Source organism: Streptomyces sp. NPDC055243, from assembly GCF_044544025.1.
Taxonomy (GTDB): Bacteria; Actinomycetota; Actinomycetes; order Streptomycetales; family Streptomycetaceae; genus Streptomyces.
In genome coordinates this window covers 265100-288496 of record NZ_JBITWR010000007.1, presented here as the reverse complement: position 1 = coordinate 288496, position 23397 = coordinate 265100, and the positions used below count along the sequence as shown (strand labels likewise).

Here is a 23397-nt window from a genome sequence, read left to right as displayed (position 1 = left end):
TTGTCAAGCAGCAATCCGCTGCGTGACGCCGCAGACCGACGGCTCCCGCGTATCGCGGGGCCGTCGGGCCTGGTCATCTTTGGCGTCACGGGCGATTTGTCCCGTAAAAAGCTGATGCCCGCTGTCTACGACCTCGCCAACCGAGGTCTTCTCCCGCCGGGCTTCTCCCTCATCGGTTTCGCCCGCCGCGAGTGGCAGGACGAGGACTTCGCGCAGGAGGTGCACGACGCGGTCAAGCAGCACGCGCGTACGCCCTTCCGCGAGGAGGTCTGGCAGCAGCTCATCCAGGGCATGCGCTTCGTCCAGGGCAACTTCGACGACGACGACGCCTTCGAGCAGCTCAAGGCCACCATCCAGGAGCTCGACAAGGCACAGGGCACGGGCGGCAACTTCGCCTTCTACCTCTCCGTGCCGCCGAAGTTCTTCCCGCAGGTCGTCCAGCAGCTCAAGAAGCACGAGCTGGCGGACGCCCCGCCCGGATCCTGGCGCCGCGCGGTCATCGAGAAGCCCTTCGGACACGACCTGACGTCCGCCAAGGAGCTCAACTCGATCGTGCACGAGGTGTTCGCCCCGGACCAGGTGTTCCGGATCGACCACTACCTCGGCAAGGAGACCGTCCAGAACATCCTGGCGCTCCGCTTCGCCAACCAGATGTTCGAGCCGATCTGGAACCGGTCGTACGTGGACCACATCCAGATCACGATGGCCGAGGACATCGGCATCGGCGGCCGTGCCGGCTACTACGACGGCATCGGCGCCGCCCGTGACGTCATCCAGAACCACCTGCTCCAGCTGATGGCGCTGACCGCCATGGAGGAGCCCGCCTCCTTCGAGGCGGACGCGCTGGTCGCCGAGAAGGCGAAGGTCCTGGGCGCCGTACGGCTGCCCAAGGACCTCGGCGAGAGCACGGTCCGCGGTCAGTACGCCGCGGGGTGGCAGGGCGGCGAGAAGGCCGTCGGCTATCTCCAGGAAGACGGCATCGACCCCAAGTCGAAGACCGACACCTACGCGGCCATCAAGCTGGAGGTGGACAACCGCCGCTGGGCGGGCGTCCCCTTCTACCTGCGCACCGGCAAGCGCCTTGGCCGCCGCGTCACCGAGATCGCGGTCGTCTTCCAGCGGGCGCCCCACTCCCCCTTCGACCACACGGCGACGGAGGAGCTGGGCCAGAACGCGATCGTCATCCGCGTCCAGCCCGACGAGGGCATCACGGTCCGGTTCGGCTCGAAGGTGCCCGGCACCTCGATGGAGATCCGCGACGTGTCGATGGACTTCGCGTACGGCGAGTCCTTCACCGAGTCCAGCCCGGAGGCGTACGAGCGCCTGATCCTGGACGTCCTGCTCGGCGACGCCAACCTCTTCCCGCGCACGGAGGAGGTCGAGCTGTCCTGGAACATCCTCGACCCGATCGAGGAGTACTGGGACAAGCACGGCAAGCCCGCGCAGTATTCGTCCGGCACCTGGGGCCCGACCGAGGCGGACGAAATGCTCGCACGAGACGGACGGAGCTGGCGTCGCCCATGAAGATCGACCTTACGGACACCACGTCCAGCAAGATCAACAAGGCGCTCGTGAAGGGGCGCCGCGCGATCGGCACCCCGGCCGTCGGCATGGTGCTCACCCTCGTCATCGTCACCGACGAGGAGAACGCCTACGACGCCCTGAAGGCCGCCAACGAGGCGTCCCGCGAGCACCCTTCGCGCACCCTGGTCGTCATCAAGCGGGCCGCGCGCTCGCCCCGCGACCGCACGACGTCGCGCCTGGACGCCGAGGTGCGGGTCGGCGCGGACGCCGGAACCGGCGAGACGGTGATCCTGCGCCTCTACGGCGACGTCATCAACCACGCCCAGTCGGTCGTCCTGCCGCTGCTGCTTCCCGACGCCCCCGTGGTCGTGTGGTGGCCGGTCAACGCGCCGCTCAACCCGGCCAAGGACCCCCTTGGCGCGCTCGCCCAGCGCCGCGTCACGGACACGTACGCCGCCGAGCAGCCGATCCACGAGCTGACCGCGCGCGCCGAGGCCTACCACCCCGGCGACACGGACCTGTCCTGGACCCGGATCACCCCGTGGCGCTCGATGCTCGCGGCGGCGCTCGACCAGGTCACCTGCAAGGTGACGTCGGTCGAGGTGGAGGGCGAGGAGTTCAACCCGAGCTGCGAGCTGCTCGCCATGTGGCTCGCGGACCGGCTCTCCGTCCCCGTCAAGCGCTCGCTCTCCGCGGGCCCGGGCCTCACCGGCGTACGCATGGACACCGACTGCGGTCCCATCGTGCTCGGCCGGGCCGACGGCTCGCTGGCCACGCTCTCCATGCAGGGGCAGCCCGACCGCGCTGTGGCGCTCAAGCGCCGCGAGACGGCCGAGCTGATCGCCGAGGAGCTGCGCCGTCTCGACCCGGACGACACCTACGCGTCCGCGCTGCGGTTCGGCGTGGACCGCCTGGGCGAGTCCATCGAGGAGAAGACGGCGCCGACCACCGAGGCGGCTTCGCGGGAGGAGCCCGCCGAGCCCAAGAAGGCGGCGGCGAAGAAGGCCCCGGCCAAGAAGGCGGCGGCCAAGTGAGCGCGGCCCCGCAGCTGGTCGTGCACCGCGACAAGGAGCTGATGGCGCAGGCCGCTGCGGCCCGCCTCATCACGAAGATCGTCGACGCGCAGGCCGCCCGCGGCTACGCGTCGGTGGTCCTCACCGGCGGCCGCAACGGCAACGGCCTGCTTGCGGCGCTGAGTTCCTCCCCGGCGAAGGACGCGATCGACTGGTCGCGCCTGGACCTGTGGTGGGGCGACGAGCGCTTCCTGCCGGACGGCGACCCGGAGCGCAACTACACCCAGGCCAAGGAGGCACTGCTCGACTCGGTGCCCCTCAACCCGGCCCGGGTGCATCCGATGCCCGCGTCGGACGGGGTGTACGAGGTGGACGCGGCGGCCGGGATGTACGCCGCCGAGCTCACCGCGGCCGCGGGGCCCGAGGACCACGGTCCGGTGCCGACGTTCGACGTGCTGATGCTGGGCGTCGGCCCGGACACCCATGTCGCCTCGCTCTTCCCGGAGTTGCCCGCGGTCCGTGAGACGGAGCGGACGGTGGTCGGCGTGCACGGCGCGCCCAAGCCGCCGCCCATCCGCATCACGCTCACGCTCCCGGCGATCCGGTCGGCCCGCGAGGTATGGCTGCTCGCGGCCGGCGAGGACAAGGCGAACGCCGCGGCGATCGCCCTGTCGGGCGCGGGCGAGATACAGGCGCCCGCCGCGGGCGCGTACGGCAGGTCGCGGACGCTGTGGCTGCTCGACGCCGCCGCGGCCTCGCAGCTGCCGCGCGATCTGTATCCGCCGGCTTCTCCCTGAGGGGCTCATACGGCAGTGCGGCCCGGTCCACCTCCACGGTGGACCGGGCCGCACTGTTTTCAGCGGCTCAACGGCCGCGCAGGGTCCGGTACTTGGCGACGAGCGCGGTCGTCGACCCGTCGAGGTCCGGCACGTCCGTACCCTCGGTCAGGGCGGGCTCGATGCGCTTGGCGAGGACCTTGCCGAGCTCGACGCCCCACTGGTCGAAGGAGTCGATGTTCCACACGGCGCCCTGCACGAACACCTTGTGTTCGTAGAGCGCGATGAGTTGACCGAGAACCGACGGCGTCAGCTCCTTGGCGAGGATCGTCGTCGTCGGGTGGTTGCCCTGGAACGTCTTGTGCGGGACGAGCTCCTCCGGCGCGCCCTCGGCCCGCACCTCGTCCGGCGTCTTGCCGAAGGCCAACGCCTGCGTCTGGGCGAAGAAGTTGGCCATCAGGAGGTCGTGCTGGGCGACCAGGCCGGGCAGCAGATCGGCGACGGGCTCGGCGAAGCCGATGAAGTCGGCCGGGATCAACTTCGTGCCCTGGTGGATGAGTTGGTAGTACGCGTGCTGGCCGTTGGTGCCCGGCGTGCCCCAGACCACCGGGCCCGTCTGCCAGTCGACCGGCTCGCCGTCACGGCCGACGGACTTGCCGTTGGACTCCATGTCCAGCTGCTGGAGATAGGCGGTGAACTTGGAGAGGTAGTGCGAGTACGGCAGGACGGCGTGCGACTGCGCGTCGTGGAAGTTGCCGTACCAGATGCCCAACAGGCCAAGGAGCAGCGGCACGTTGGACTCGGCGGGCGCGGTGCGGAAGTGCTCGTCGACGAGGTGGAAGCCGTCGAGCATCTCGCGGAAGGCGTCCGGGCCGATCGCGATCATCAGCGAGAGGCCGATCGCCGAGTCGTACGAGTAACGGCCGCCGACCCAGTCCCAGAACTCGAACATGTTGGCCGTGTCGATGCCGAAGTCGGAGACCTTCTCGGCATTCGTCGACAGGGCCACGAAGTGCTTGGCGACCGCGCTCTGGTCGGCGCGAAGGCCGGTCAGGAGCCAGTCGCGCGCGGAGGTCGCGTTCGTGATCGTCTCGATCGTGGTGAACGTCTTCGAGGCGATGATGAAGAGCGTCTCGGCCGGGTCCAGGTCCCGCACGGCCTCGTGCAGGTCGGCGCCGTCGACGTTCGACACGAAGCGCACCGTGAGGTCACGGTCGGTGAAGGACCGGAGCGTCTCGTACGCCATGGCGGGGCCCAGGTCCGAGCCGCCGATGCCGACGTTCACGATGTTCTTGATGCGCTTGCCGGTGTGCCCGGTCCACTCGCCGGAGCGGACCTTGTCCGCGAAGAGGGCCATCTTGTCGAGCACGGCGTGCACGGCCGGCACCACGTTCTCGCCGTCGACCTGGACGTCCGCGTCACGCGGGGCGCGCAGCGCGGTGTGCAGGACGGCGCGGTCCTCGGTGGTGTTGATCTTCTCGCCGCGGAACATGGCGTCCCGCAGGCCGAAGACGTCGGTGGCCGCGGCAAGATCGCGCAGGAGCGTCAGGGTCTCGTCGGTGACGAGGTGCTTGGAGTAGTCGATGTGCAGGTCACCGACCTGGAGCGTGTATCCGGTGCCGCGCGCCGGATCCTTGGCGAACAGCTCACGCAGCTGCACCTCCCCCAGCTGCTCCCGGTGCTTGCTGAGCGCCGCCCATTCGGGCGTCTGGTTGAGCCTGGCGCGGCTTTCTGCGTTCATCTCGGACTTCAGCCTTCTCTCGTACCTGTGTACGTACCTTGCCCCGCTGCACGTTCCAACCTAATTGATCAGGGCCCGGTATGAGATGTCTGCAGCTGTCTGTCCGGACACGTGCCGGTAAACCTCACGTGAAAGCGTGAAAGACGAACTACTCCATGAAAAGCGCAGCGGCCGGACATCCCTGATGTCCGGCCCCATCGCAAGTCCTAGATCTCGCCCCGCAGTTTGGCGAGCGCCTCCGCGAGAATGGCCTCGCCGTCCGCGTCGCTGCGCCGTTCCCGTACGTACGCCAGGTGCGTCTTGTACGGCTCGGTGCGGGGCGGGTCCGGCGGGTTGTCCCGGTCCTGACCGGCGGGGAAGCCGCAGCGGGGGCAGTCCCAAGTATCGGGGACCTGCGCGTCGCTGGCGAAGCTGGGCACCGTCTCGTGTCCGTTGGAGCACCAGAAGGAGATGCGCAGTCGCGGCGCGGACTCACCGCGCTCGGCCTCGCCCATCGGGCCCGCCCCGACCCGACTTCCACGGATCGCGTTGCCACTTGCCACGGTCGTAACTCCCTGCGTGATGGTGCTGCTGCGGGCGCCTCAGTCTACGTAAGGCCCAACGCGCGTCCAGTGTTCGGAGTTACACCCTCACCCCGACACGCAAGCCCCATGATAATCCGCGCTTGTGAGCGCGCACCGTACATGGGGCTTTTAGCGAAGCTTTCGCAAGGTAGCAATCAAGCCGCTTTCGCGGTCAGTTGTTCACCTTCATCAACAGGCCGAGCACGACAATGCACGCGAACCAGAGAAGACCGACCACGACAGTGATGCGGTCGAGGTTGCGCTCGGCGACCGACGAGCCGCCGACGGAGGACTGCATGCCGCCACCGAACATGTCGGACAGACCGCCGCCCTTGCCCTTGTGCATCAGCACCAGCAGCATCATCAGCAGGCTGAAGACGATCAGGGCGATCGAGAACCCCATAACCACGGCTGGACCAACTTCCTCGGATCTGAATCGACTCTGTATCGACGACGGGGGCCGGATGCCTCATGATGTGAAGCCGCCCGGCCCCCGCAAGGGTACGACGTATCGGCGCTACCGCCTACTCACTGGTCGCGGAAGCGGACGATCTTGACGAACTCGTCCGTGTCCAGCGCCGCGCCGCCCACCAGGGCGCCGTCGACGTCGGGCTGCGCCATGATCGCGGCCACATTGCCGGACTTCACGGAGCCGCCGTACTGGATGCGCACCTTGTCGGCGAGCTCCTGCGAGTACAGCTCGGCGAGGCGGCCGCGGATCGCACCGCAGACCTCCTGGGCGTCCTCGGGGGTCGCGACCTTGCCGGTGCCGATGGCCCAGACGGGCTCGTACGCGATCACGATGGACTCGACCTGCTCGGCCGGCACGTCCTTGAGACCGCCGTCGAGCTGGGCAAGGGTGTACTCGATCTGCTGGCCGGCCTCGCGGATGTCCAGGCCCTCGCCGATGCAGAGGATCGGGGTCAGGCCGTGCTTGTAGGCGGCCTTCACCTTGCCGTTGCAGATCTCGTCGGTCTCGTCGTGGTACTGACGGCGCTCGGAGTGGCCCACGGCCACGTACGTGCACTTCAGCTTGGAGAGCATCGGGCCCGAGATCTCGCCGGTGTAGGCACCGGAGTCGTGCGCCGAGATGTCCTGGGCGCCGTACTTGATCTTGAGCTTGTCGCCGTCGACCAGGGTCTGCACCGAGCGCAGGTCGGTGAAGGGGGGCAGGACGGCGACCTCGACGGCCTCGTAGTCCTTGTCGGCCAGGGCGAAGGCGAGCTTCTGGACGTGGGCGATGGCCTCGAGGTGGTTGAGGTTCATCTTCCAGTTGCCCGCCATCAGCGGGGTACGGGTAGTCATCAGGTCTCAGTTCTCCAGTGCGGCGAGGCCGGGGAGCGTCTTGCCCTCGAGGTATTCGAGGGAGGCGCCGCCGCCGGTGGAAATGTGGCCGAATGCGTTCTCGTCGAAGCCCAGGATCCGGACGGCCGCGGCGGAGTCGCCACCGCCGACGACCGTGAAGGCCGGGGAGTCGAGGAGAGCCTGGGCGATTGCCTTGGTGCCCTCGGCGTAGTCGGGGTGCTCGAAGACGCCCATCGGGCCGTTCCAGAAGACGGTGCCCGCGTCGGCGAGCTTCGAGGCGTAGAGCTTACGGGTCTCGGGTCCGATGTCGAGACCCTCCTGGTCGGCCGGGATGGCGTCCGCGGCGACCGTGGTGGGGTTGGCCGGGGCCTTGGTCTTCAGGTCCGGGAACTCGGTGGAGACCAGCACGTCGACGGGGAGGACCAGCTCGACGCCGCTCTCCTTCGCACGCTTGATGTACTCCTTGACGGTCGGGACCTGGTCCTCCTGGAGGAGGGAGATGCCGACCTCGTGGCCCTGGGCCTTGAGGAAGGTGTACGCCATGCCGCCGCCGATCAGGAGACGGTCGGCCTTGCCGAGCAGCTGGTCGATGACGGCCAGCTTGTCGGAGACCTTGGCGCCGCCCAGCGCGACGACGTACGGACGCTTGACGTCGTCGGTGAGCTTCTTCAGGACACCGACCTCGGTGGCGATGAGGTAGCCCGCGTAGTGCGGCAGGCGCGCCGGAAGGTCGTACACGGAGGCGTGCTTGCGGTGCACCGCACCGAAACCGTCGCCTACGTAGACGTCCGCGAGGGCCGCGAGCTTGTCGGCGAACTCGCCGCGCTCGGTGTCGTCCTTGGACGTCTCGCCCGCGTTGAAGCGGAGGTTCTCGATGACGGCGACCTGGCCGGGCTCGAGGCCGTCGACCGCGTCGTGCGCGGCGGGGCCGACGGTGTCCTGGGCGAACGCCACGGGCTTGCCGAGGAGTTCACCGAGGCGCTCGGCGGCGGGCAGCAGCGAGAACACCGGGTCCGGGGCGCCCTTGGGGCGGCCGAGGTGCGAGGCGACGATCACCTTGGCGCCCGCCTCGACGAGCTTGGTGACGGTCGGCAGGACGGCGCGGATGCGGCCGTCGTCGGTGATGGTGCCGTCGGCGAGCGGCACGTTGAGGTCGGCGCGGACGAAGACCCGCTTGCCTTCGACCCCTTCGGCGAGAAGTTCACGAATCGTCTTCATGGCTGGACTCCAGGACTCCTTAAGAGGGCTGACGTGCGACAAGGCCCGGACCACGCAGTATCGCGCGGTCCGGACCCTGTGCTCACATCGAGGTGCCTGCTCTGATGCTGATGCTTAGAGCTGACCGCCGACGAAGACCGTGAGGTCGACGAGGCGGTTGGAGTAGCCCCACTCGTTGTCGTACCAGCCGAGGATCTTCACCGAGTTGCCGTCCTGGACCATGGTCAGGGACGAGTCGAAGGTGCAGGACGCCGGGTCGCTGACGATGTCCGAGGACACGATCGGGTCTTCGGTGTAGGCGAGGAAGCCCTTGAGGTCGCCGTCGTCGGCGGCCTTCTTGAACGCGGCGTTGACCTCGTCCTTGGTGACCTCGCGCTGCAGCGTGACGACGAGGTCGGTGGCGGAACCGGTCGGGACCGGGACGCGCATCGCGATGCCGTCGAGCTTGCCCTTGAGCTGCGGAAGGACCAGAGCGGTGGCCTTGGCGGCACCGGTCGTGGTCGGGATGATGTTCTCGGCGGCGGCGCGGGCGCGACGCAGGTCCGAGTGCGGGAAGTCCAGGATGCGCTGGTCGTTGGTGTACGCGTGCACCGTCGTCATCAGGCCCTTGACGATGCCGAAGTTCTCGTCGAGAACCTTCGCCATCGGCGCCACACAGTTGGTGGTGCAGGACGCGTTCGAGATGACGTGGTGGTTGGCCGCGTCGTACTTGTCCTGGTTGACGCCCATCACGATGGTGATGTCCTCGTCCTTGGCCGGAGCCGAGATGAGGACCTTCTTGGCGCCACCTGCGATGTGCTTGGCGGCATCGGCCTTCTTGGTGAAGATGCCGGTCGACTCGATCACGATGTCGACGCCGAGGTCGCCCCACGGAATGTCGGCGGGGTTGCGCTCGGACAGCACCTTGATGGTGTGGCCGTCGACCGTGATGGTGTCCTCGGTGTGCGACACCTCGGCCTTGAGACGGCCCAGGATGGTGTCGTACTTCAGGAGGTGCGCCGTAGTCGCGGTGTCACCCAGGTCGTTGACAGCCACGATCTCGATGTCCGCACCCTGCTCAAGCAGCGCCCGGAAGTAGTTGCGCCCGATGCGGCCGAAGCCGTTGATGCCTACGCGGATCGTCACGAACCGATCTCCTCGTTGGTACGCCGGTTTCAGACGCCGGCGAGTTGTATGGGATGTCCCCGACCGCCTCCGACCCTACCTCTCTGAGGGCCTTTGGGTGACATCGACAGGGGGCCCGAGCGGCACGGTGGCTCGTACCCCCCAGTAGGGAGCACGAGCCACCGGTATTCAGGTCTTGATTACGCAGCGTCAGCGGCGCAGATGTGCAAGGGATGCGCCCATAAGAGCGGCCCGTTCGGCATTTCCGGGTACGTGCTCGAACCCGAAGCCGAGCAGCACACTGTCACGCGCTGTGACGGCCGCATAGGGCTTGTAGAGCTCCCCTGTACGGGCCCAGTCACCCGTGATGTTGGGGCTGCCGGGGGGCGCCGGAGCGACCGCCCAGGTGCCCAGTGAGGACTCGAATCCCTCGGTCTGCGTGGCGTTGCCCCCTATCACGAGCTGAGCGTTGTCGGCAAACAGTCCGCGGCCCCCGCTGGAGGGGTCGGTGATGGAGCTGAGCGACACCTCGACCGTCTTGCCCGCGTAGGCGCTCAGGTCGAAGGTGACGGGCTTCCAGCCGCCGGAGGATCCGGTGAAGCTGTTCCAGGCGCCGCTGGTGCCGCTCGCCGTGCAGCCGGTCGCCGACTGCGTCAGGTAGTGGCGCAGGAACGGGTGGCCGTTGATGAAGAACCCGGCCCCGCACTCGGCGGGCACGGCCTGGGACGAGTTGCCGTTCGTGTCCGGCAGCGTGGTCCAGTCGTCGGCGCCGGTGGTGTGGGCCTCGAGGACGCCGTGGTCGTAGCCGGGCTCGAGGTTCCAGTTGAGCGCGAACCGCAGCTGCGGCTGGTCCGCGGCCGTGACCCCGGTCAGGTCGATGGTGCGGGTCAGCCGCTTCCAGTCCTGGTCGGCGTGGGTCGCCGAGGCCATGCCCTGGCCCTCGAAGGGCGCGTAGGGGTTGCTGAGGCCGGGGTAGCTGCCTGCCGCCGCGCTCCTGAACTGCGGGAACTGGTCGGCGGGCAGGCTGTCGGACGTGACGGTGTAACGGCCCGCCTTGTCCAGGGGGTTGGTGTCGGCCGCGGCCAGCGGCGTGTTCACGCCGTCGAGCGCGCCGCTGCCGGCGAAGCTGGTGGCGCCGGGCGCGGAAAGGCGTTCGTACGCCCCCAGGTAGTACTGCGCGAAGTCGTCGGAGAGCGCGTCCCCGAGGTCCACGTTGGAGCCGGTGCGCTCACCGGACTCGATCAGCTTGCCGCCCTCGTTCAGGTAGGCGCGCAGGGCGAGTTGGGTCGGCGCTCCGGGCACCGGGTCGCCGGTGTAGTGCACGACCGCGGAGAAGTGCGACAGGACGCCGAGCGGGTGCGGGGTGCCCTGCTTGGCGACGTCCCAGACCACGGCGGAACGCCCGTTGGCCTTCAGGGCGTCGACGTACTTCTGGGCCTGCGTCGCCGCGGCGCCCTCCTCGGCCACGACGAGGGTGTTCGCCTTGGCCCGCTCGGTGACGGTATACGTGAAGTGCGGGCTCTCCGTGCGGCCCTTCTTGTTGCGGCCGGTGAACCACACCTCGACCTTGTCGCCAACGCGCGCGTCCTCGACCTCGGCGCGGTACTGGTCGAAGTGGATGTTGTCCTCGCCGCCGTAGGTCTCGCCGCCCTTCCAGGCCTTGAGGTCCTCGTCCTGCGTACGGCCGCCGTTGATGCGGTAGTTGAGCTCCTTGTCGCGCACCGACTTGCGGGCGGTGACGGCGACTTCCTGGTCACCGCCGCGGGCGTACGAGTCCTTGAAGGTGTCCGGCGTGAAGTCGGGGGCCTCGATGTCGGTGACGGAGACCGGCTGGTCGGGGTGGAGTGCGGTCTCGGCCACGGCGAGCGCGAACGGGACGTTCTTGGCGAACTCCTGCTGGATCAGCTTCTCGTCGTCCGGGAAGGTGAAGATGGAGGCGCAGTCCTCGGGCCTCCAGGGGTCGTTCGGGTCGAGGTTGGAGACCGTCTGGCAGGTGGACATCTCCGGCGTGAACATCGAGAAGCCGTTGACGTTGCCCGCGTGGCCGTCCGCCTCGCCGTTGGTGGTGTAGAGCTCGGAGGCGACCTGCGGGTGGTAGCCGGGGATCGCCGGCTTCTCCGGGGTGCCCGCGAGCGCCTTGTAGAGCACGTCGTCGGGGGTGGGGGTCGCGACCTGCCAGCCCACTCCGTAGAGGATCAGTTCGGCCGCCGAGTGGTAGTTGATCCCGTACTCGAAGCCGATGCGCTTCTGGAAGCGGTCCAGCGCCTTGGTCTCGGGCTCGGAGATGGGGCCCGTGCCGCGGTAGGTCTCAGAGGAGGGCGCCGGGGACGAACCCTCGTTGTCGTAGCCCCACTTGTAGGCGAAGTTGCGGTTGAGGTCGACGCCGTCGCCCGCCGCGATCCTGCCGTCGCCATCGATGTCGCGGAGGTTCTTGCGCCACTGGCGGTTGCCGTCGGGGGCGTGCGTGAAGTCGTAGCCGTCGGGGTTGGCGGAGAGCACGAACCACAGCTCGGTGGAGTCCACGAGCTTGGTGATGCGCTGGTCCTTGCCGTAGTTGTCGAGGTAGTGGTGCATCAGGCGGCGGGTCATCTCGGGGGTGATCCACTCGCGCGCGTGCTGGTTGGACAGGTAGAGCGTGGACGGCTTGGAGCCGTCCTTGGACTTCTTGGCACCCTTGGAGAGCTTGAGCGCGAGGATGTCCTGCCCCTTGAGCGACTTGCCGATGGAGACGACCTTGGTGAGGCCGGGGTGGGCCTGACCGGTCTTGACGATCTCCTCCTTGAGGCCGCCCTTGCCGCTGTACGGCCGGAACACGCCGTCCCCCGCGGCCTTGAGCTTCTGCTGCGTGGCGGCGGAGACCTTCTGCTCGGTGAGCTCGACGCCCTCGCGCTCGACGCCCTTGGCCTGCGCCTCGGTGAGATAGACCTCGACGCGGGCGGTGCCGCGCTCGGGCGCCTGCCCCGCGAGCTCGTGGGCGTCCTGGCCCGCGTCGATGAGGATCGGGATCTGCTTCTTGGTGACCTCGGCCTCGTAGACCTTCACGGCCGCCGGGTCGTCGGTGGCCGGGGCCTTCGTCCCGCTGTCGGCCTGGGCGTGCGGTACGGCGACGAGACCGCCGACGAGCAGCGCGCCCGCGGCGACGACCGATCTGAAACCGGCTCTGGATCTCGCTCTTCGTCTCATGAGCCCCCCTTGCGGTTGTCCGGCACATTTGTGCGCGAACGCCAGGCTCGTGACACTTCATGATCATGTCAATATGGTGTGAGGGCAGACGCGAAAAGGACGCAAAGAAGCCGCCGGGGCCTCGGCGGCCCCGGCGGCTTGCGTGCCCTACGACGGTGGTCAGACCGCCATGTTGTCGGCGAGCTCCTCGCTCAGATTGGACTCCGTACCCGGAATCCCCATGTCCTGCGCCCGCTTGTCCGCCATGGCGAGCAGCCGTCGGATACGGCCCGCGACCGCGTCCTTCGTGAGCACCGGCTCGGCGAGCGCGCCCAGCTCCTCCAGGGAGGCCTGCTTGTGCTCCATGCGCAGCCGTCCGGCCGCCGCGAGGTGCTCGGGGACCTCGTCGCCGAGGATCTCCAGGGCGCGCTGCACGCGGGCGCCGGCGGCGACGGCCGCGCGGGCCGAGCGGCGCAGGTTGGCGTCGTCGAAGTTGGCCAGGCGGTTGGCGGTGGCGCGCACCTCGCGGCGCATCCGCCGCTCCTCCCAGGCGAGCACCGACTCGTGGGCGCCGAGCCGGGTGAGCAGGGCGCCGATCGCGTCTCCGTCCCGGACGACCACGCGGTCCACGCCGCGCACCTCACGGGCCTTGGCCGCGATCTGGAGCCTGCGCGCGGCCCCGACCAGGGCGAGCGCGGCCTCCGGGCCGGGGCAGGTGACCTCCAGGGAGGACGAGCGGCCCGGCTCGGTCAGTGAGCCGTGCGCGAGGAACGCCCCGCGCCAGGCCGCCTCGGCGTCACAGGTGGCCCCCGAGACCACCTGGGGCGGCAGTCCTCTGATGGGGCGGCCGCGGCCGTCCACCAGACCCGTCTGCCGGGCCAGCTGATCGCCGCCCGCCACGACCCGTACGACATAGCGCGAGCCGCGCCGCAGCCCGCCGGGAGCCATCACGATCAGCTCCGAGCTGTGCCCGAAAATCTCAAGAATGTCCCGCTTCAGCCGCCGCGCGGCCATCGCCGTGTCCAGCTCCGCCTCGATCACGATGCGGCCGCTCACCAGGTGAAGGCCGCCCGCGAAGCGCAGGATGGCCGAGACCTCTGCCTTTCTGCAGCAGGTCCGGGTGACGGGAAGCCGGGAGATTTCGTCCTTCACCGCTGCCGTCATCGCCATGGGCCGATCCTTCCATGCATCCGAAAAATACGGTCGTACGCGGTGGCCAGGAGCTCCGGATCGTGCCTCGGAGTGCCATCGTGCCTGGCCACCGGCGCCAGCTCGACCGTGGCGCCGAGCCGCTTGGCGGCATCGGTGAGTGACTCACGGTCGGGCACGGCGGCGTCGTCGGCCAGCACCACGTCCAGGGCGAGTTTAGGGGCGTGTCGGGCCAAAACCTCCAAATGACGCTGCGGAGAGAACCCATCGGTTTCTCCGGGTTGTGGCGCGAGGTTGAGCGAGAGCACCCTGCGGGCCTTCGTCTGGATGAGCGCGTCGAGCAGTTCGGGGACCAGCAGATGGGGGATCACGGAGGAGAACCAGGAGCCGGGACCGAGCACCACCCAGTCCGCGTCGAGCACCGCGGCGACCGCCTCGGGGACGGCCGGCGGGTCGTGCGGGACCAGGTGCACGGACTGCACCTCACCGGGGGTGAGTGCCACCGTGGCCTGCCCGCGCACCGTGTCCACGTCGTCCGGGCGCTCCGGGTCGTGCCCCCTGACCAGGGCCTGGAGCTCCAGCGGGACCGCGGACATGGGCAGCACGCGCCCGTGCGCGCCCAGCAGCTTGCCGACCAGGTCAAGGGCCTGGACGTGGTCGCCGAGCTGCTCCCACAGGGCGACGATCAGCAGATTGCCGACCGCGTGCTCGTGCAGGTCGCCCTTGGACTGGAAGCGGTGCTGGATCACGCGGGCCCAGGTCTGGCCCCAGTCGTCGTCCCCGCACAGGGCGGCGAGCGCCTTGCGCAGGTCGCCGGGCGGCAGGACGCCCAGCTCGTCGCGGAGCCGTCCGCTGGAGCCGCCGTCGTCGGCGACGGTGACCACGGCGGTGAGGTCACCGGTGATGCGGCGCAGCCCCGCCAGGGACGCGGACAGGCCCATCCCGCCGCCGAGCGCCACGACCTTGGGCTGTGCGCCCCGCTTGCGGCCCAGGCGGTTCAGCCGCAGGGAGGATTTCACTCTCGCCCCATGTCCCGATGGACGAGGACGGTCTCGACGCCCTCGGACACGAGGCGCGCCGCGAGCTTCTCCGACATGGCGACGGAGCGGTGCTTGCCGCCCGTACAGCCGACCGCGATCGTCACGTAACGCTTGCCCTCGCGGCGGTAGCCCGCGGCGATGAGCTGGAGCAGCTCGGCGTACCGGTCGAGGAACTCCTTGGCGCCGGGCTGATTGAAGACGTACGCCGCCACCTCTTCGTTGAGCCCGGTGTACTGACGCAGCTCCGGCACCCAGTGCGGGTTGGGCAGGAAGCGCATGTCCACGACGAGGTCCGCGTCGACCGGCAGGCCGTACTTGAAGCCGAAGGACATGACGGTGGCCCGCAGCTCGGGCTCCTCCTCGCCCGCGAACGAGGCGTCCATCTTGGCGCGCAGCTCGTGCACGTTCAGGCTGGAGGTGTCGATCACCAGGTCCGCGTCGCCGCGCAGCTCGCGCAGGAGCTCGCGCTCGGCCGCGATGCCGTCGACGATGCGGCCGTCGCCCTGCAGCGGGTGCGGGCGGCGGACCGACTCGAAGCGGCGCACCAGTGCGTCGTCCGAGGACTCCAGGAAGACGATCCGCCGTGTGACGTGCTTGGCCTCCAGATCCGCGAGGGACTGGCGCAGATTGTCGAAGAAGCGGCGGCCGCGGACGTCGACGACGACCGCGATGCGGGCGACGTTCCCCTGCGAGCGGGCGCCGAGCTCCACCATGGTGGGGATCAGCGCGGGCGGCAGGTTGTCGACGACGAACCAGCCGAGGTCCTCCAGACACTTCGCCGCGGTGCTGCGTCCGGCTCCCGACATGCCGGAGATGATCACCAGCTCGGGGACCACTTCCGCGGTCTCGCCCGGCGTGATGGTCGTGCCCGTACTCACTTGCTCGCCGCCTTCGTCGTGCTCGGTCATGTCTCCTGCCCCCGTCGTTCCTCTGAGGCGCCCGCGGACACGGGCTCCTCGCCGTCGCTGGAGGATCCCGCGCGTGCGGGCTCCTCGTCTTCAATGATCTCTCCGGTCGCCGTGTTCACGGCGGGCGCCACGGGTGCCGCGGCGGCCAGGGCCACGACGATCGCCTCGGCCGTCTTGCGGCCTATGCCCGGAACCTCGCAGATCTGGTCGATTGTCGCGGATCGCAGCTTCTTCACCGAACCGAAGTGCTTGATCAGCGTCTGCTTGCGCGCGTCGCCCAGGCCCGGCACGGCATCCAGGGGTCCGGCCTTGAAACGCTTGGCCCGCTTGGCCCGCTGATACGTGATCGCGAAGCGGTGCGCCTCGTCGCGCACCCGCTGGAGAAGGTACAGGCCTTCGCTGGTGCGCGGCAGGATCACCGGGTCGTCGTCGCCCGGCACCCAGACCTCTTCGAGGCGCTTGGCCAGGCCGCACACCGCGATGTCGTCGATGCCGAGCTCGTCCAGGGCCCGCTGGGCGGCCGCGACCTGCGGCTGGCCGCCGTCCACGACGACGAGCTGGGGCGGGTAGGCGAAGCGCTTGGGGCGGCCGTCCTCCTCGGTCAGGCTCTCCTGCTCGCCGTCGGGGTCCCACTCCCCCGCCTTCTCCTTGTCGGAGAGATAGCGCCTGAAGCGGCGCGTGAGCACCTCGTGCATGGAGCGGACGTCGTCCTGGCCCTCGAAGCCCTTGATCTGGAAGCGCCTGTACTCGCTCTTGCGTGCGAGGCCGTCCTCGAACACGACCATCGAGGCCACGACGTCGTCACCCTGCAGATGCGAGATGTCGTAGCACTCGATGCGCAGCGGGGCGCTGTCCAGCTCGAGCGCCTCGGCGATCTCCTCCAGGGCGCGGGAGCGGGTGGTCAGGTCCGAGGCGCGCTTGGTCTTGTGCAGCACGAGCGACTGCTGGGCGTTGCGCGCCACGGTCTCCATGAGCGCCTTCTTGTCGCCGCGCTGCGGGATGCGCAGCGAGACGTTCGAACCGCGGCGCTCGGTGAGCCACTCCTGGACGGGCTCTATCGGCTCGGGCAGCGCGGGGACGAGGACTTCCTTCGGTACGGAGTCGCCGCTCTCCTCTCCGTAGAGCTGCTGGAGGGCGTGCTCGACGAGGTCGCCGCTGGTGACCGCCTCGACCTTGTCGGTGACCCAGCCGCGCTGACCGCGCACCCGGCCGCCGCGGACGTGGAAGATCTGGACGGCCGCCTCCAGCTCGTCCTCGGCGAGGGCGATGAGGTCGGCGTCCGTGGCGTCGGCCAGGACGACGGCGCTCTTCTCCATGGCCTTCTTCAGGGCCCCGACGTCGTCGCGCAGGCGGGCCGCCTTCTCGTACTCCATGTCCTCGGCGGCCTCCGCCATCTGCCGCTCGATGCGGCGGATGTACGCCCCCGTGCGGCCCGTCATGAACTCGCAGAAGTCCTCGGCGAGTTCGCGGTGCTCCTGGGGCGAGACGCGCTCCACGCAGGGCGCGGCGCACTTGCCGATGTACCCGAGGAGGCAGGGGCGGCCGGTGCGCTCGGCGTTCTTGAAGACCCCGGCCGAGCAGGTGCGGACGGGGAAGACCCGCAGGAGGAGGTCGACGGTGTCGCGGATCGCCCACGCGTGGCCGTACGGACCGAAGTAGCGGACGCCCTTCTTCTTGTGGCCGCGCATCACCTGGACGCGCGGGAACTCCTCGTTCATCGTCACCGCGAGGTACGGATAGCTCTTGTCGTCGCGGTACTTGACGTTGAACCGGGGGTCGTACTCCTTGATCCAGGAGTATTCGAGCTGGAGCGCCTCGACCTCGGTGGAGACCACCGTCCACTCGACGGAGGCGGCCGTCGTCACCATCGTGGCGGTGCGCGGGTGCAGGTTCGTCAGGTCCTGGAAGTAACTGGCCAGGCGCTGGCGCAGGCTTTTCGCCTTGCCGACGTAGATCACCCGGCGGTGTTCGTCGCGGAACCGATAGACCCCCGGCGAGTCGGGGATCTGTCCCGGCTTGGGGCGGTAGCTGGAGGGGTCTGCCATGCTCCACACCCTACTGGCGGGGGCTGACAGTCAGGGGTCGGAGGGGGCCTGCACCGCCGCCTCGGCGAGGTGCCACCCGGGACCGGCAGAGGCCTGCCCTGTGCCGCACCGGCGACCTGACGCACGCGACCGACAGGAGCCTGCACTGCCACACCGGCGACGTGGCGCCCGGGGGTCGGCAGAAGCCTGCCCTGCCGTCCGGGCGACGTGCCGCAGGGGACCGGCAGAACCGGCAGAGGCCTGCCCTGTGCCGCACCGGCGACCTGACGCAGAGGACCGCGACAGGAGCCTGCACTGCCACACCGGCGACGAGGCGCCCGGGGCCGGCAGAAGCCTCCCCTGCCGTCCTGGCGACGTGCCGCAGGGGACCGGCAGAACCGGCAGAGGCCCGCCCTGTGCCGCACCGGCAACCTGACGCACGCGACCGACAGGAGCCTGCCCTGCCACACCGGCGACGTACCGCCCGGGACCGGCAGAAGCCTGCCCCGTGCCGCACCGGCAACCTGACGCACGCGACCGACAGGAGCCTGCCCTGCCGCACCGGCAAGCTGGCGCCTGGGACCGGCAGGAACCCGCCCTGCCGTCCGGGCGACGTGCCGCAGGGAGCCGGCGCCGCATCGCCCGCCCTTGAGCCCACCCGCCCTGAAGGGCGGGTGGGTGGGGGAAGCTCCCGGCCGCAGGCCGGGGCTGGTCAGCCGTGCCGCCGGGCGCGACGGCGCAGGACCGCGGCCCCGGAGAGGCCGAGGGCCAGCACGGCGCCCGCTCCGGCCACGGAGGAGGCGACCGTGACGGGGCCGTCAGCCGAAGCCGGGGCCGAGCCCGAGGCTGCGGCTTCGGCTGCGGGCGAATCAGCCGCCGGGGGCTCCCCGGTCCGCTCCTTCGGGGCGAAGCCCCCCGCCTTGCCGGACTTCGCGTACTCGGAGCCGGGCAGCTTGTCGGCGTACGCATCGTGCACACGCTTCTGATAGGCGGCGACCGAGGCCCCGCCCGAGCCCACGGCCCGCACCGCGTCCGCGTCCAGCGGAAGCACCCGGCCCCGCCCCTGGACGTACCAGGCGTTGATCTGCGGCTCGTGGAACACGGTGCCCCCGGGGAGCTTGTCGGCGCCCACGCGCGCGTAGTGCGTCTCGTCGTCCCCGGTGGCGATGTTCACCACCTGCCAGGAGCCGCCCTGCTTCACCGTCCACAAGGAGGCCTCCTGCCCGTCGGACGAGACCGCCTTGCTGGCGAGGAACTCCACGCGGGCGATCGGCGCGCCCTTCTCGCCCGCGACGAACTCCGGGGAGAGGTAGCGCACGGGCACGGCGTCGTCGCCCCGCACACGCGGGTCCGCCGCGGCCTTGCTGACGGCGCCCTCCCGTGCGAAGAAGCGGGAGAGCGTGTCGAGGGTCTCGGGCGCGCTCGCGGCGTCGTGAGCCGCCTCGCGGGAGGCCTCGGAGGGCCCGGAGTCCGCGGAGGCGTGCGGCGCCGCGACGCCGAGCAGCAGGGCGGCGGCCGAGCCGGCGAGCGCCGCCCTGAGGAAGTGGCGGGGAAGGTGACCGGTCATCGCGCTCACGCCCCTATCCGGTACAGCGAGTGGGTCCAGGAGAAGGTGTTGTTGTTGACGTACCAGCTGTGCGAGGCCCAGTTGTAGCGGTCGCTGGAGGGCCACGGGTCGCCCCAGTAGACCCAGCTGCTCGCGTCGTCGTACCCGTAGATGACATGCATGTGACCGCCGCCGTTCGACCACTGGATGCGGGTCTCGACCGGGCGGCCCGCGTTGATCTCGGCCTGCACGGTCGGATAGCGCAGCCAGCCGTTGACGTACGAACCGGCGTTGATGCCCGCCCAGTCCAGGCCGTTCTGCACGTCGCCGAGCGTGGCCTGGGAGTTGGGGCACTCGGTGTTCTGGCTGCGCCCGAAGGCCGCGTTGCAGAACTGGTTCTGGCTGTACTTCTTGCCGTAGAAGGTGGCGATCGTGTTCCCGGCCGCCGCCCAGCACCAGTTGGTCTTCTGCTGGGCCTGCATCGTGATGTTCAGGCGCTTCGCGGCGAGGACGGAAGGGGTGTCGGCGCCAGGTACGGACGCGGACGGAGGACTGTCGGGGGCGGCCGTGGCCGTGGCCGCCGGGGCGGCGACCAGGGCCGCCGCCACGAGGGCGAGCGCGGACAACCGTCTGCGTCCGCTGAACCTGCTGCTTCTATGGCGCATCGCGTTCCTCCCAAGCGGGGGGTGGGGTGGTGGAGGAGCGCGTCCGGACGCTGCGATTGAGCATCGAGTGTTGTCGGGTGCAGGTCAACAAGGTTCAATGCGGGATTACTTGGGCCGTGAACGGCGGCGTACGTATGTGAACACCCCTCGTACGTCCACCTGGTGGCCCGCCCCGACCGGCGCGTACGCCCGGGCGGCCGATGTGAATGTTCACAGAAGGGTCTTGCGATGCGGCACGGCACACAGCTCGCGGACGGCGCGCCTGCGGATCTGGAGGCCGCGCTGCGCACCGGCCCCTTCCACGTGGCGCTGCGGGCCGCGATCGCCGCACGGCGCCTTCCCCTGCAACGCGTACGGCATCATCTCGCGCGCCAGGGCGTCAACGTCGGGGTGACGAGCCTGAGTTACTGGCAGCAGGGCGCGAGGCGCCCCCAGCGCACCGAGTCGCTGCGCGCCGTGCGCGCCCTGGAGGAGATCCTCGGGCTCCCCGAGGAGTCACTGATCCGGCTCCTGGCCAAGCCCTCCGACCGCCCCGCCTGCGAACGCCCCGCCGCCCGCTCCTACCGCTCGCTCCTGGCGGCGTCCGACGTCCTCCAGGAGCTGATCACCGACCTCGGTTCGCCGCTGGACGGCGGTCTGCACACCGTGGGCCACCACGAGCGGGTGCGGATCGGCGGGCGCCGCGAGCTGCTCGGCCGCGACTCGCAGCACGTGGTGCGCGCCCACCGGGACGGCGTGGACCGCTACCTCGCGATCTACCGCGGCGACCCCGGCTGCGTGCCGGAGCGCATCGGCGTCCACGCCCTGGAGAACTGCCGCACGGGGCGCGTGCGCCTGCACCACGAGACGGGAGTGCTCGTCGCCGAGCTGCTGTTCGACGCGCGCCTGCGCGCGGGCGACACGCATCTGTTCCGCTACGGCTTCGAGGACGGCACGGCGGGGGCGGCCACCGAGTACTTCCGGGGCTTCAGCTTCGCGGGCGGGCAGTACGCGCTCCAGGTGCGGTTCGACGAGGAGGCGCTGCCCGTACGCTGCCACCGCTTCGCCCAGCATTCGGAGGCCGCGCCGCGCGGCGGGCGCCAGGAACTCACGCTGAGCGGCAGCCACCGGTCGGTGCACCTCGTGGAGCCGCAGGTGCGGGCGGGGATTCTGGGGATCGCGTGGGACTGGGAGTGAGTCGTGCACTCCCGGCTAGTGAGCCTTAGGCTCCGGGACCCGCGATGATCTTGCCGTCCTCCACCTTCACCGGCAGCTCCTTGAGCGGCGTGACGGCGGGGTCGTGCAGCACCTTGCCGTTCGTGGCGTCGAACTGGCTGCCGTGGCAGGGGCAGGTCAGCTTGTGCCCCTCGAGCTTGTTGATGGGGCACTTGGCGTGCGTGCAGATGGTGCTGAACGCCTTGTACTCGTCGTCCGAGATGCGGCTCACGACCACGTTCTCGTCGGTGTAGAGCTTGGAGGCCCCCACCTTCACCTCGTCGGACGCACCGAGGTCCGTCGGCGCGGTCGGCGCCGAACGGTTGGAGCCGCCGTCGCCGCCCCCGGACGAGCAGGCCGTGATCCCCAGACCGGCGGCCGGGACGAGAGCGGCGGCGCGCAGCACCGTGCGGCGGGCGGGGGGCGGCGTGCCGGGCATGGAATCTCCACAGGTCAGGCGCTTCGGTGACGGATCAGACCATACCGGTGGGGCGCCGCCTGCCCGCGTTGGGCACGGCCGTGCCCGAGTGGCGCCCGTGCCGGGCCCGGCCCGCCGGGAAGCTCTAGCCTGTGGCGGAAGCCGGGGGCACGAGCGCTGACCACGACAGCAGAGCCGCCGCGGAGCCACCGCAGAGCCGAGAGGAACCACCCGTGATCGTCGTCGCCGGAGAGGCCCTGATCGACCTCGTCCCGCAGGATTCCGCCGGCGCTTTCGGCGGTGGTGACGCCGGGCTGCCCGCGCTCGCCCCGCGGCTCGGCGGCGGTCCGTACAACACCGCGGTGGCCCTCGGCCGTCTCGGCTCCCCCGTCGCCTTCTGCTCGCGGATCTCGGCGGACGCGTTCGGCGACGCCCTGGTCGACGGGTTGCGGACCGCGGGTGTCGACGTGTCGTACGTCCAGCGGGGCGCCGAGCCGACGACGCTCGCGGTGGCCTCGATCGGCGCGGACGGCTCCGCCGGTTACTCCTTCTACGTCGAGGGCACGGCGGACCGGCTCTTCACGGCCCCGGAGCGGCTGCCCGACGCCGTGCGCGCACTCTCGTTCGGCACGTGCTCGCTCGTCCTGGAACCGGGGGCGAGCGCGTACGAGGAGCTGATGCGCCGGGAGGCGGCGCGGGGCGTCTTCACGGCCCTCGACCCCAATGTCCGGGCGGGTCTGATCCCGGACGCGGACGCCTACCGGGCCCGGTTCAAGAGCTGGCTGCCGTCGGTCTCGCTGCTCAAGCTGTCGGAGGACGACGCGAGTTGGCTGGGCGGCACGCCGCGGGAGTGGCTCGCGTCCGGGCCCGGCGCGGTGGTGGTGACGCGGGGCGGCGACGGGCTCACGGTCTTCACGCGGGACGGCGGGGAGTGGTCCGTGCCGGGTGAGCGGGTCGACGTGGTGGACACCATCGGCGCGGGCGACACGGTCAACGCGGCGCTGCTGCACGGGCTTTGCGCACGGGACGCCCTGTCGGCGGATTCCCTCTCCGCGCTCGGCGCGGACAGCTGGGGCGAGGTCCTGCGCTTCGCGGCACGCGCGGCGGCCGTGACCGTGTCCCGCGCGGGGGCGGAGCCGCCGTACGCGCGGGAGTTGGGGTAACCCCGACGGTCAGCCCGTCACGGCGCGCAGGCCGCCCGGCTGACGGCCGTTGAGGCGGTCGAGCGCGGCCGACGAGGCCTCGTCGGCCGGCAGGTGGACGACCAGGCGCTGGCCGTCCGCGTCGGGCAGCGTCAGCGTCTCGTACGAAAGGCGCACCGCACCGACCTCCGGATGCGCCACGCGTTCGACGCCACTGTGCCGGGGCAGCCGCGGCACGGCCGCCATGCGGTCCGCGAACGGGGCACCGGCGATGACGGTCAGCTCGTCGGCGAATCCCTCGGCGTGGGGGTCGCTCAGCATGGAACCGGCCCGCAACGATGCGACCTGTTCGTCGGCGACGCGGTCCCATTCGGGATAGGCGGCGCGGGCGCGCTCGTCGGTGAACAGGAACCGGACGAGGTTGGGCCGCTCGTCGTCGAGGAGACCGATGGGCCCCACGATCCGCTCATAGCCCGAGGTGTACGCGAGGACGTCGCCGAGCCGGTTGAACAGGACGGCGGGGGTGGGCTCCAGGCGGTCGATGAGCGCCCGCACGGTGGGGCGCACCGACTGGGAGGGCACGCTCGCCGTCGGGCAGCAGGGGTCGCCGCTCGTCTCCTTCTCCAGGCGGCGCAGGTGGAAGCGCTCCTCCACGGAGAGCCGCAGGGCATCCGCGAGCGCGCCCATCACCTGCGGTGACGGATGGCGGTCCCGGCCCTGTTCGAGGCGGGCGAGGTACTCGACGCTGACGCCGGCGAGCGTGGCGACCTCGGAGCGGCGCAGGCCCGGCGTGCGGCGCCGGGGGCCGGTCGGGAGGCCGACCTGGGCCGGCGTGACCGCTTCACGGCAGGTGCGCAGGAAGTTGCCCAGCTCGTTGTCGCTCACCGGCCGAACGTACCAGCCGG

The 23397-nt window shown here is 70.3% G+C and carries 20 protein-coding genes; 5 read left to right on the top strand and 15 right to left on the bottom strand.

Going from position 1 to position 23397, the window contains the following annotated elements; translation table 11 throughout:
- From zwf to pgl, 3 genes are read left to right on the top strand one after another with little or no spacing between them, the layout of a single operon-like run.
- Positions 1-1524, top strand: coding sequence for a glucose-6-phosphate dehydrogenase (gene zwf / locus ACIGXX_RS22250; protein ID WP_383819719.1), 1524 nt, complete (start codon positions 1-3; stop codon positions 1522-1524).
- Positions 1521-2558 (top strand): glucose-6-phosphate dehydrogenase assembly protein OpcA, encoded by a 1038-nt coding sequence (gene opcA, locus ACIGXX_RS22245; RefSeq protein ID WP_351162034.1) that lies wholly within the window; start codon positions 1521-1523, stop codon positions 2556-2558. The genes zwf and opcA overlap by 4 nt, the downstream gene beginning before the upstream one ends.
- Complete coding sequence (pgl, locus tag ACIGXX_RS22240) at positions 2555-3334, top strand: 6-phosphogluconolactonase (RefSeq protein WP_351162036.1); 780 nt, start codon at positions 2555-2557, stop codon at positions 3332-3334. Before opcA ends, pgl begins: the two co-directional genes overlap by 4 nt.
- 67 nt (positions 3335-3401) lie before the next feature.
- Here pgl and pgi read toward each other — a convergent pair whose 3' ends face one another.
- From pgi to ACIGXX_RS22175, 13 genes are all read right to left on the bottom strand, one after another.
- Positions 3402-5054: a glucose-6-phosphate isomerase gene (pgi, locus tag ACIGXX_RS22235; protein WP_399977975.1), complete on the bottom strand. Its 1653-nt coding sequence runs from the start codon at positions 5052-5054 to the stop codon at positions 3402-3404.
- A gap of 206 nt (positions 5055-5260) precedes the next feature.
- Positions 5261-5596, bottom strand: coding sequence for an RNA polymerase-binding protein RbpA (locus tag ACIGXX_RS22230; RefSeq protein ID WP_078077905.1), 336 nt, complete (start codon positions 5594-5596; stop codon positions 5261-5263).
- 193 nt (positions 5597-5789) lie between these two features.
- Positions 5790-6020 (bottom strand): preprotein translocase subunit SecG, encoded by a 231-nt coding sequence (gene secG / locus ACIGXX_RS22225; protein ID WP_135329442.1) that lies wholly within the window; start codon positions 6018-6020, stop codon positions 5790-5792.
- 125 nt (positions 6021-6145) lie between these two features.
- Complete coding sequence (gene tpiA, locus ACIGXX_RS22220; RefSeq protein ID WP_351162041.1) at positions 6146-6922, bottom strand: triose-phosphate isomerase; 777 nt, start codon at positions 6920-6922, stop codon at positions 6146-6148.
- A gap of 6 nt (positions 6923-6928) precedes the next feature.
- On the bottom strand, positions 6929-8140 hold the full coding sequence (locus ACIGXX_RS22215; protein WP_399977970.1) for a phosphoglycerate kinase: 1212 nt from the start codon (positions 8138-8140) through the stop codon (positions 6929-6931).
- A 114-nt stretch (positions 8141-8254) separates the two neighbouring features.
- Positions 8255-9265: a type I glyceraldehyde-3-phosphate dehydrogenase gene (gene gap / locus ACIGXX_RS22210; RefSeq protein ID WP_351162045.1), complete on the bottom strand. Its 1011-nt coding sequence runs from the start codon at positions 9263-9265 to the stop codon at positions 8255-8257.
- A 189-nt stretch (positions 9266-9454) separates the two neighbouring features.
- Entirely contained in the window at positions 9455-12427 is a 2973-nt protein-coding gene (locus ACIGXX_RS22205) for a M14 family zinc carboxypeptidase (RefSeq protein WP_399977965.1), read from the bottom strand.
- Positions 12428-12586: 159 nt separating this feature from the next.
- Positions 12587-13576, bottom strand: a complete 990-nt coding sequence (gene whiA, locus ACIGXX_RS22200; RefSeq protein ID WP_249590613.1) for a DNA-binding protein WhiA — start codon at positions 13574-13576, stop codon at positions 12587-12589.
- Entirely contained in the window at positions 13567-14574 is a 1008-nt protein-coding gene (gene yvcK, locus ACIGXX_RS22195) for a uridine diphosphate-N-acetylglucosamine-binding protein YvcK (protein WP_351162050.1), read from the bottom strand. Before yvcK ends, whiA begins: the two co-directional genes overlap by 10 nt.
- Entirely contained in the window at positions 14571-15503 is a 933-nt protein-coding gene (gene rapZ / locus ACIGXX_RS22190) for an RNase adapter RapZ (protein WP_351162052.1), read from the bottom strand. The genes yvcK and rapZ overlap by 4 nt, the downstream gene beginning before the upstream one ends.
- Complete coding sequence (gene uvrC / locus ACIGXX_RS22185) at positions 15500-17548, bottom strand: excinuclease ABC subunit UvrC (RefSeq protein WP_399977960.1); 2049 nt, start codon at positions 17546-17548, stop codon at positions 15500-15502. Before uvrC ends, rapZ begins: the two co-directional genes overlap by 4 nt.
- Before the next feature lie 691 nt (positions 17549-18239).
- The gene (locus tag ACIGXX_RS22180) at positions 18240-19094 is read right to left on the bottom strand and encodes a hypothetical protein (protein WP_383819955.1); all 855 of its coding nucleotides are present in this window, start codon (positions 19092-19094) and stop codon (positions 18240-18242) included.
- Between the two features lie 5 nt (positions 19095-19099).
- Positions 19100-19738 (bottom strand): papain-like cysteine protease family protein, encoded by a 639-nt coding sequence (locus tag ACIGXX_RS22175; RefSeq protein WP_399977956.1) that lies wholly within the window; start codon positions 19736-19738, stop codon positions 19100-19102.
- Between the two features lie 228 nt (positions 19739-19966).
- On the opposite strand from ACIGXX_RS22175, the gene ACIGXX_RS22170 reads away from it, so the two are divergent.
- On the top strand, positions 19967-20914 hold the full coding sequence (locus ACIGXX_RS22170; protein WP_351162057.1) for a hypothetical protein: 948 nt from the start codon (positions 19967-19969) through the stop codon (positions 20912-20914).
- Positions 20915-20939: 25 nt separating this feature from the next.
- Here the strand turns inward: ACIGXX_RS22170 and ACIGXX_RS22165 are convergent, their stop codons facing one another.
- Positions 20940-21371, bottom strand: coding sequence for a Rieske (2Fe-2S) protein (locus tag ACIGXX_RS22165; RefSeq protein ID WP_351162059.1), 432 nt, complete (start codon positions 21369-21371; stop codon positions 20940-20942).
- A 212-nt stretch (positions 21372-21583) separates the two neighbouring features.
- Between ACIGXX_RS22165 and ACIGXX_RS22160 the strand changes: the two genes are divergently transcribed.
- A complete protein-coding gene (locus ACIGXX_RS22160) occupies positions 21584-22513 on the top strand; it encodes a carbohydrate kinase (protein ID WP_351162061.1) in 930 nt (309 codons plus the stop codon).
- Positions 22514-22522: 9 nt separating this feature from the next.
- Here ACIGXX_RS22160 and ACIGXX_RS22155 read toward each other — a convergent pair whose 3' ends face one another.
- Positions 22523-23377 (bottom strand): helix-turn-helix domain-containing protein, encoded by an 855-nt coding sequence (locus tag ACIGXX_RS22155; RefSeq protein WP_399977950.1) that lies wholly within the window; start codon positions 23375-23377, stop codon positions 22523-22525.
- Positions 23378-23397: the final 20 nt, after the last annotated feature.

Coding starts and splice junctions, on each gene's coding strand:
- ACIGXX_RS22175 (WP_399977956.1), bottom strand. CDS start 19,738: ATGCGCCATAGAAGCAGCAGGTTCAGCGGACGCAGACGGTTGTCCGCG.
- ACIGXX_RS22165 (WP_351162059.1), bottom strand. CDS start 21,371: ATGCCCGGCACGCCGCCCCCCGCCCGCCGCACGGTGCTGCGCGCCGCC.
- ACIGXX_RS22215 (WP_399977970.1), bottom strand. CDS start 8,140: ATGAAGACGATTCGTGAACTTCTCGCCGAAGGGGTCGAAGGCAAGCGG.
- opcA (WP_351162034.1), top strand. CDS start 1,521: ATGAAGATCGACCTTACGGACACCACGTCCAGCAAGATCAACAAGGCG.
- ACIGXX_RS22205 (WP_399977965.1), bottom strand. CDS start 12,427: ATGAGACGAAGAGCGAGATCCAGAGCCGGTTTCAGATCGGTCGTCGCC.
- secG (WP_135329442.1), bottom strand. CDS start 6,020: ATGGGGTTCTCGATCGCCCTGATCGTCTTCAGCCTGCTGATGATGCTG.
- uvrC (WP_399977960.1), bottom strand. CDS start 17,548: ATGGCAGACCCCTCCAGCTACCGCCCCAAGCCGGGACAGATCCCCGAC.
- tpiA (WP_351162041.1), bottom strand. CDS start 6,922: ATGACTACCCGTACCCCGCTGATGGCGGGCAACTGGAAGATGAACCTC.
- ACIGXX_RS22170 (WP_351162057.1), top strand. CDS start 19,967: ATGCGGCACGGCACACAGCTCGCGGACGGCGCGCCTGCGGATCTGGAG.
- whiA (WP_249590613.1), bottom strand. CDS start 13,576: ATGGCGATGACGGCAGCGGTGAAGGACGAAATCTCCCGGCTTCCCGTC.
- pgi (WP_399977975.1), bottom strand. CDS start 5,054: ATGAACGCAGAAAGCCGCGCCAGGCTCAACCAGACGCCCGAATGGGCG.
- ACIGXX_RS22180 (WP_383819955.1), bottom strand. CDS start 19,094: ATGACCGGTCACCTTCCCCGCCACTTCCTCAGGGCGGCGCTCGCCGGC.
- rapZ (WP_351162052.1), bottom strand. CDS start 15,503: ATGACCGAGCACGACGAAGGCGGCGAGCAAGTGAGTACGGGCACGACC.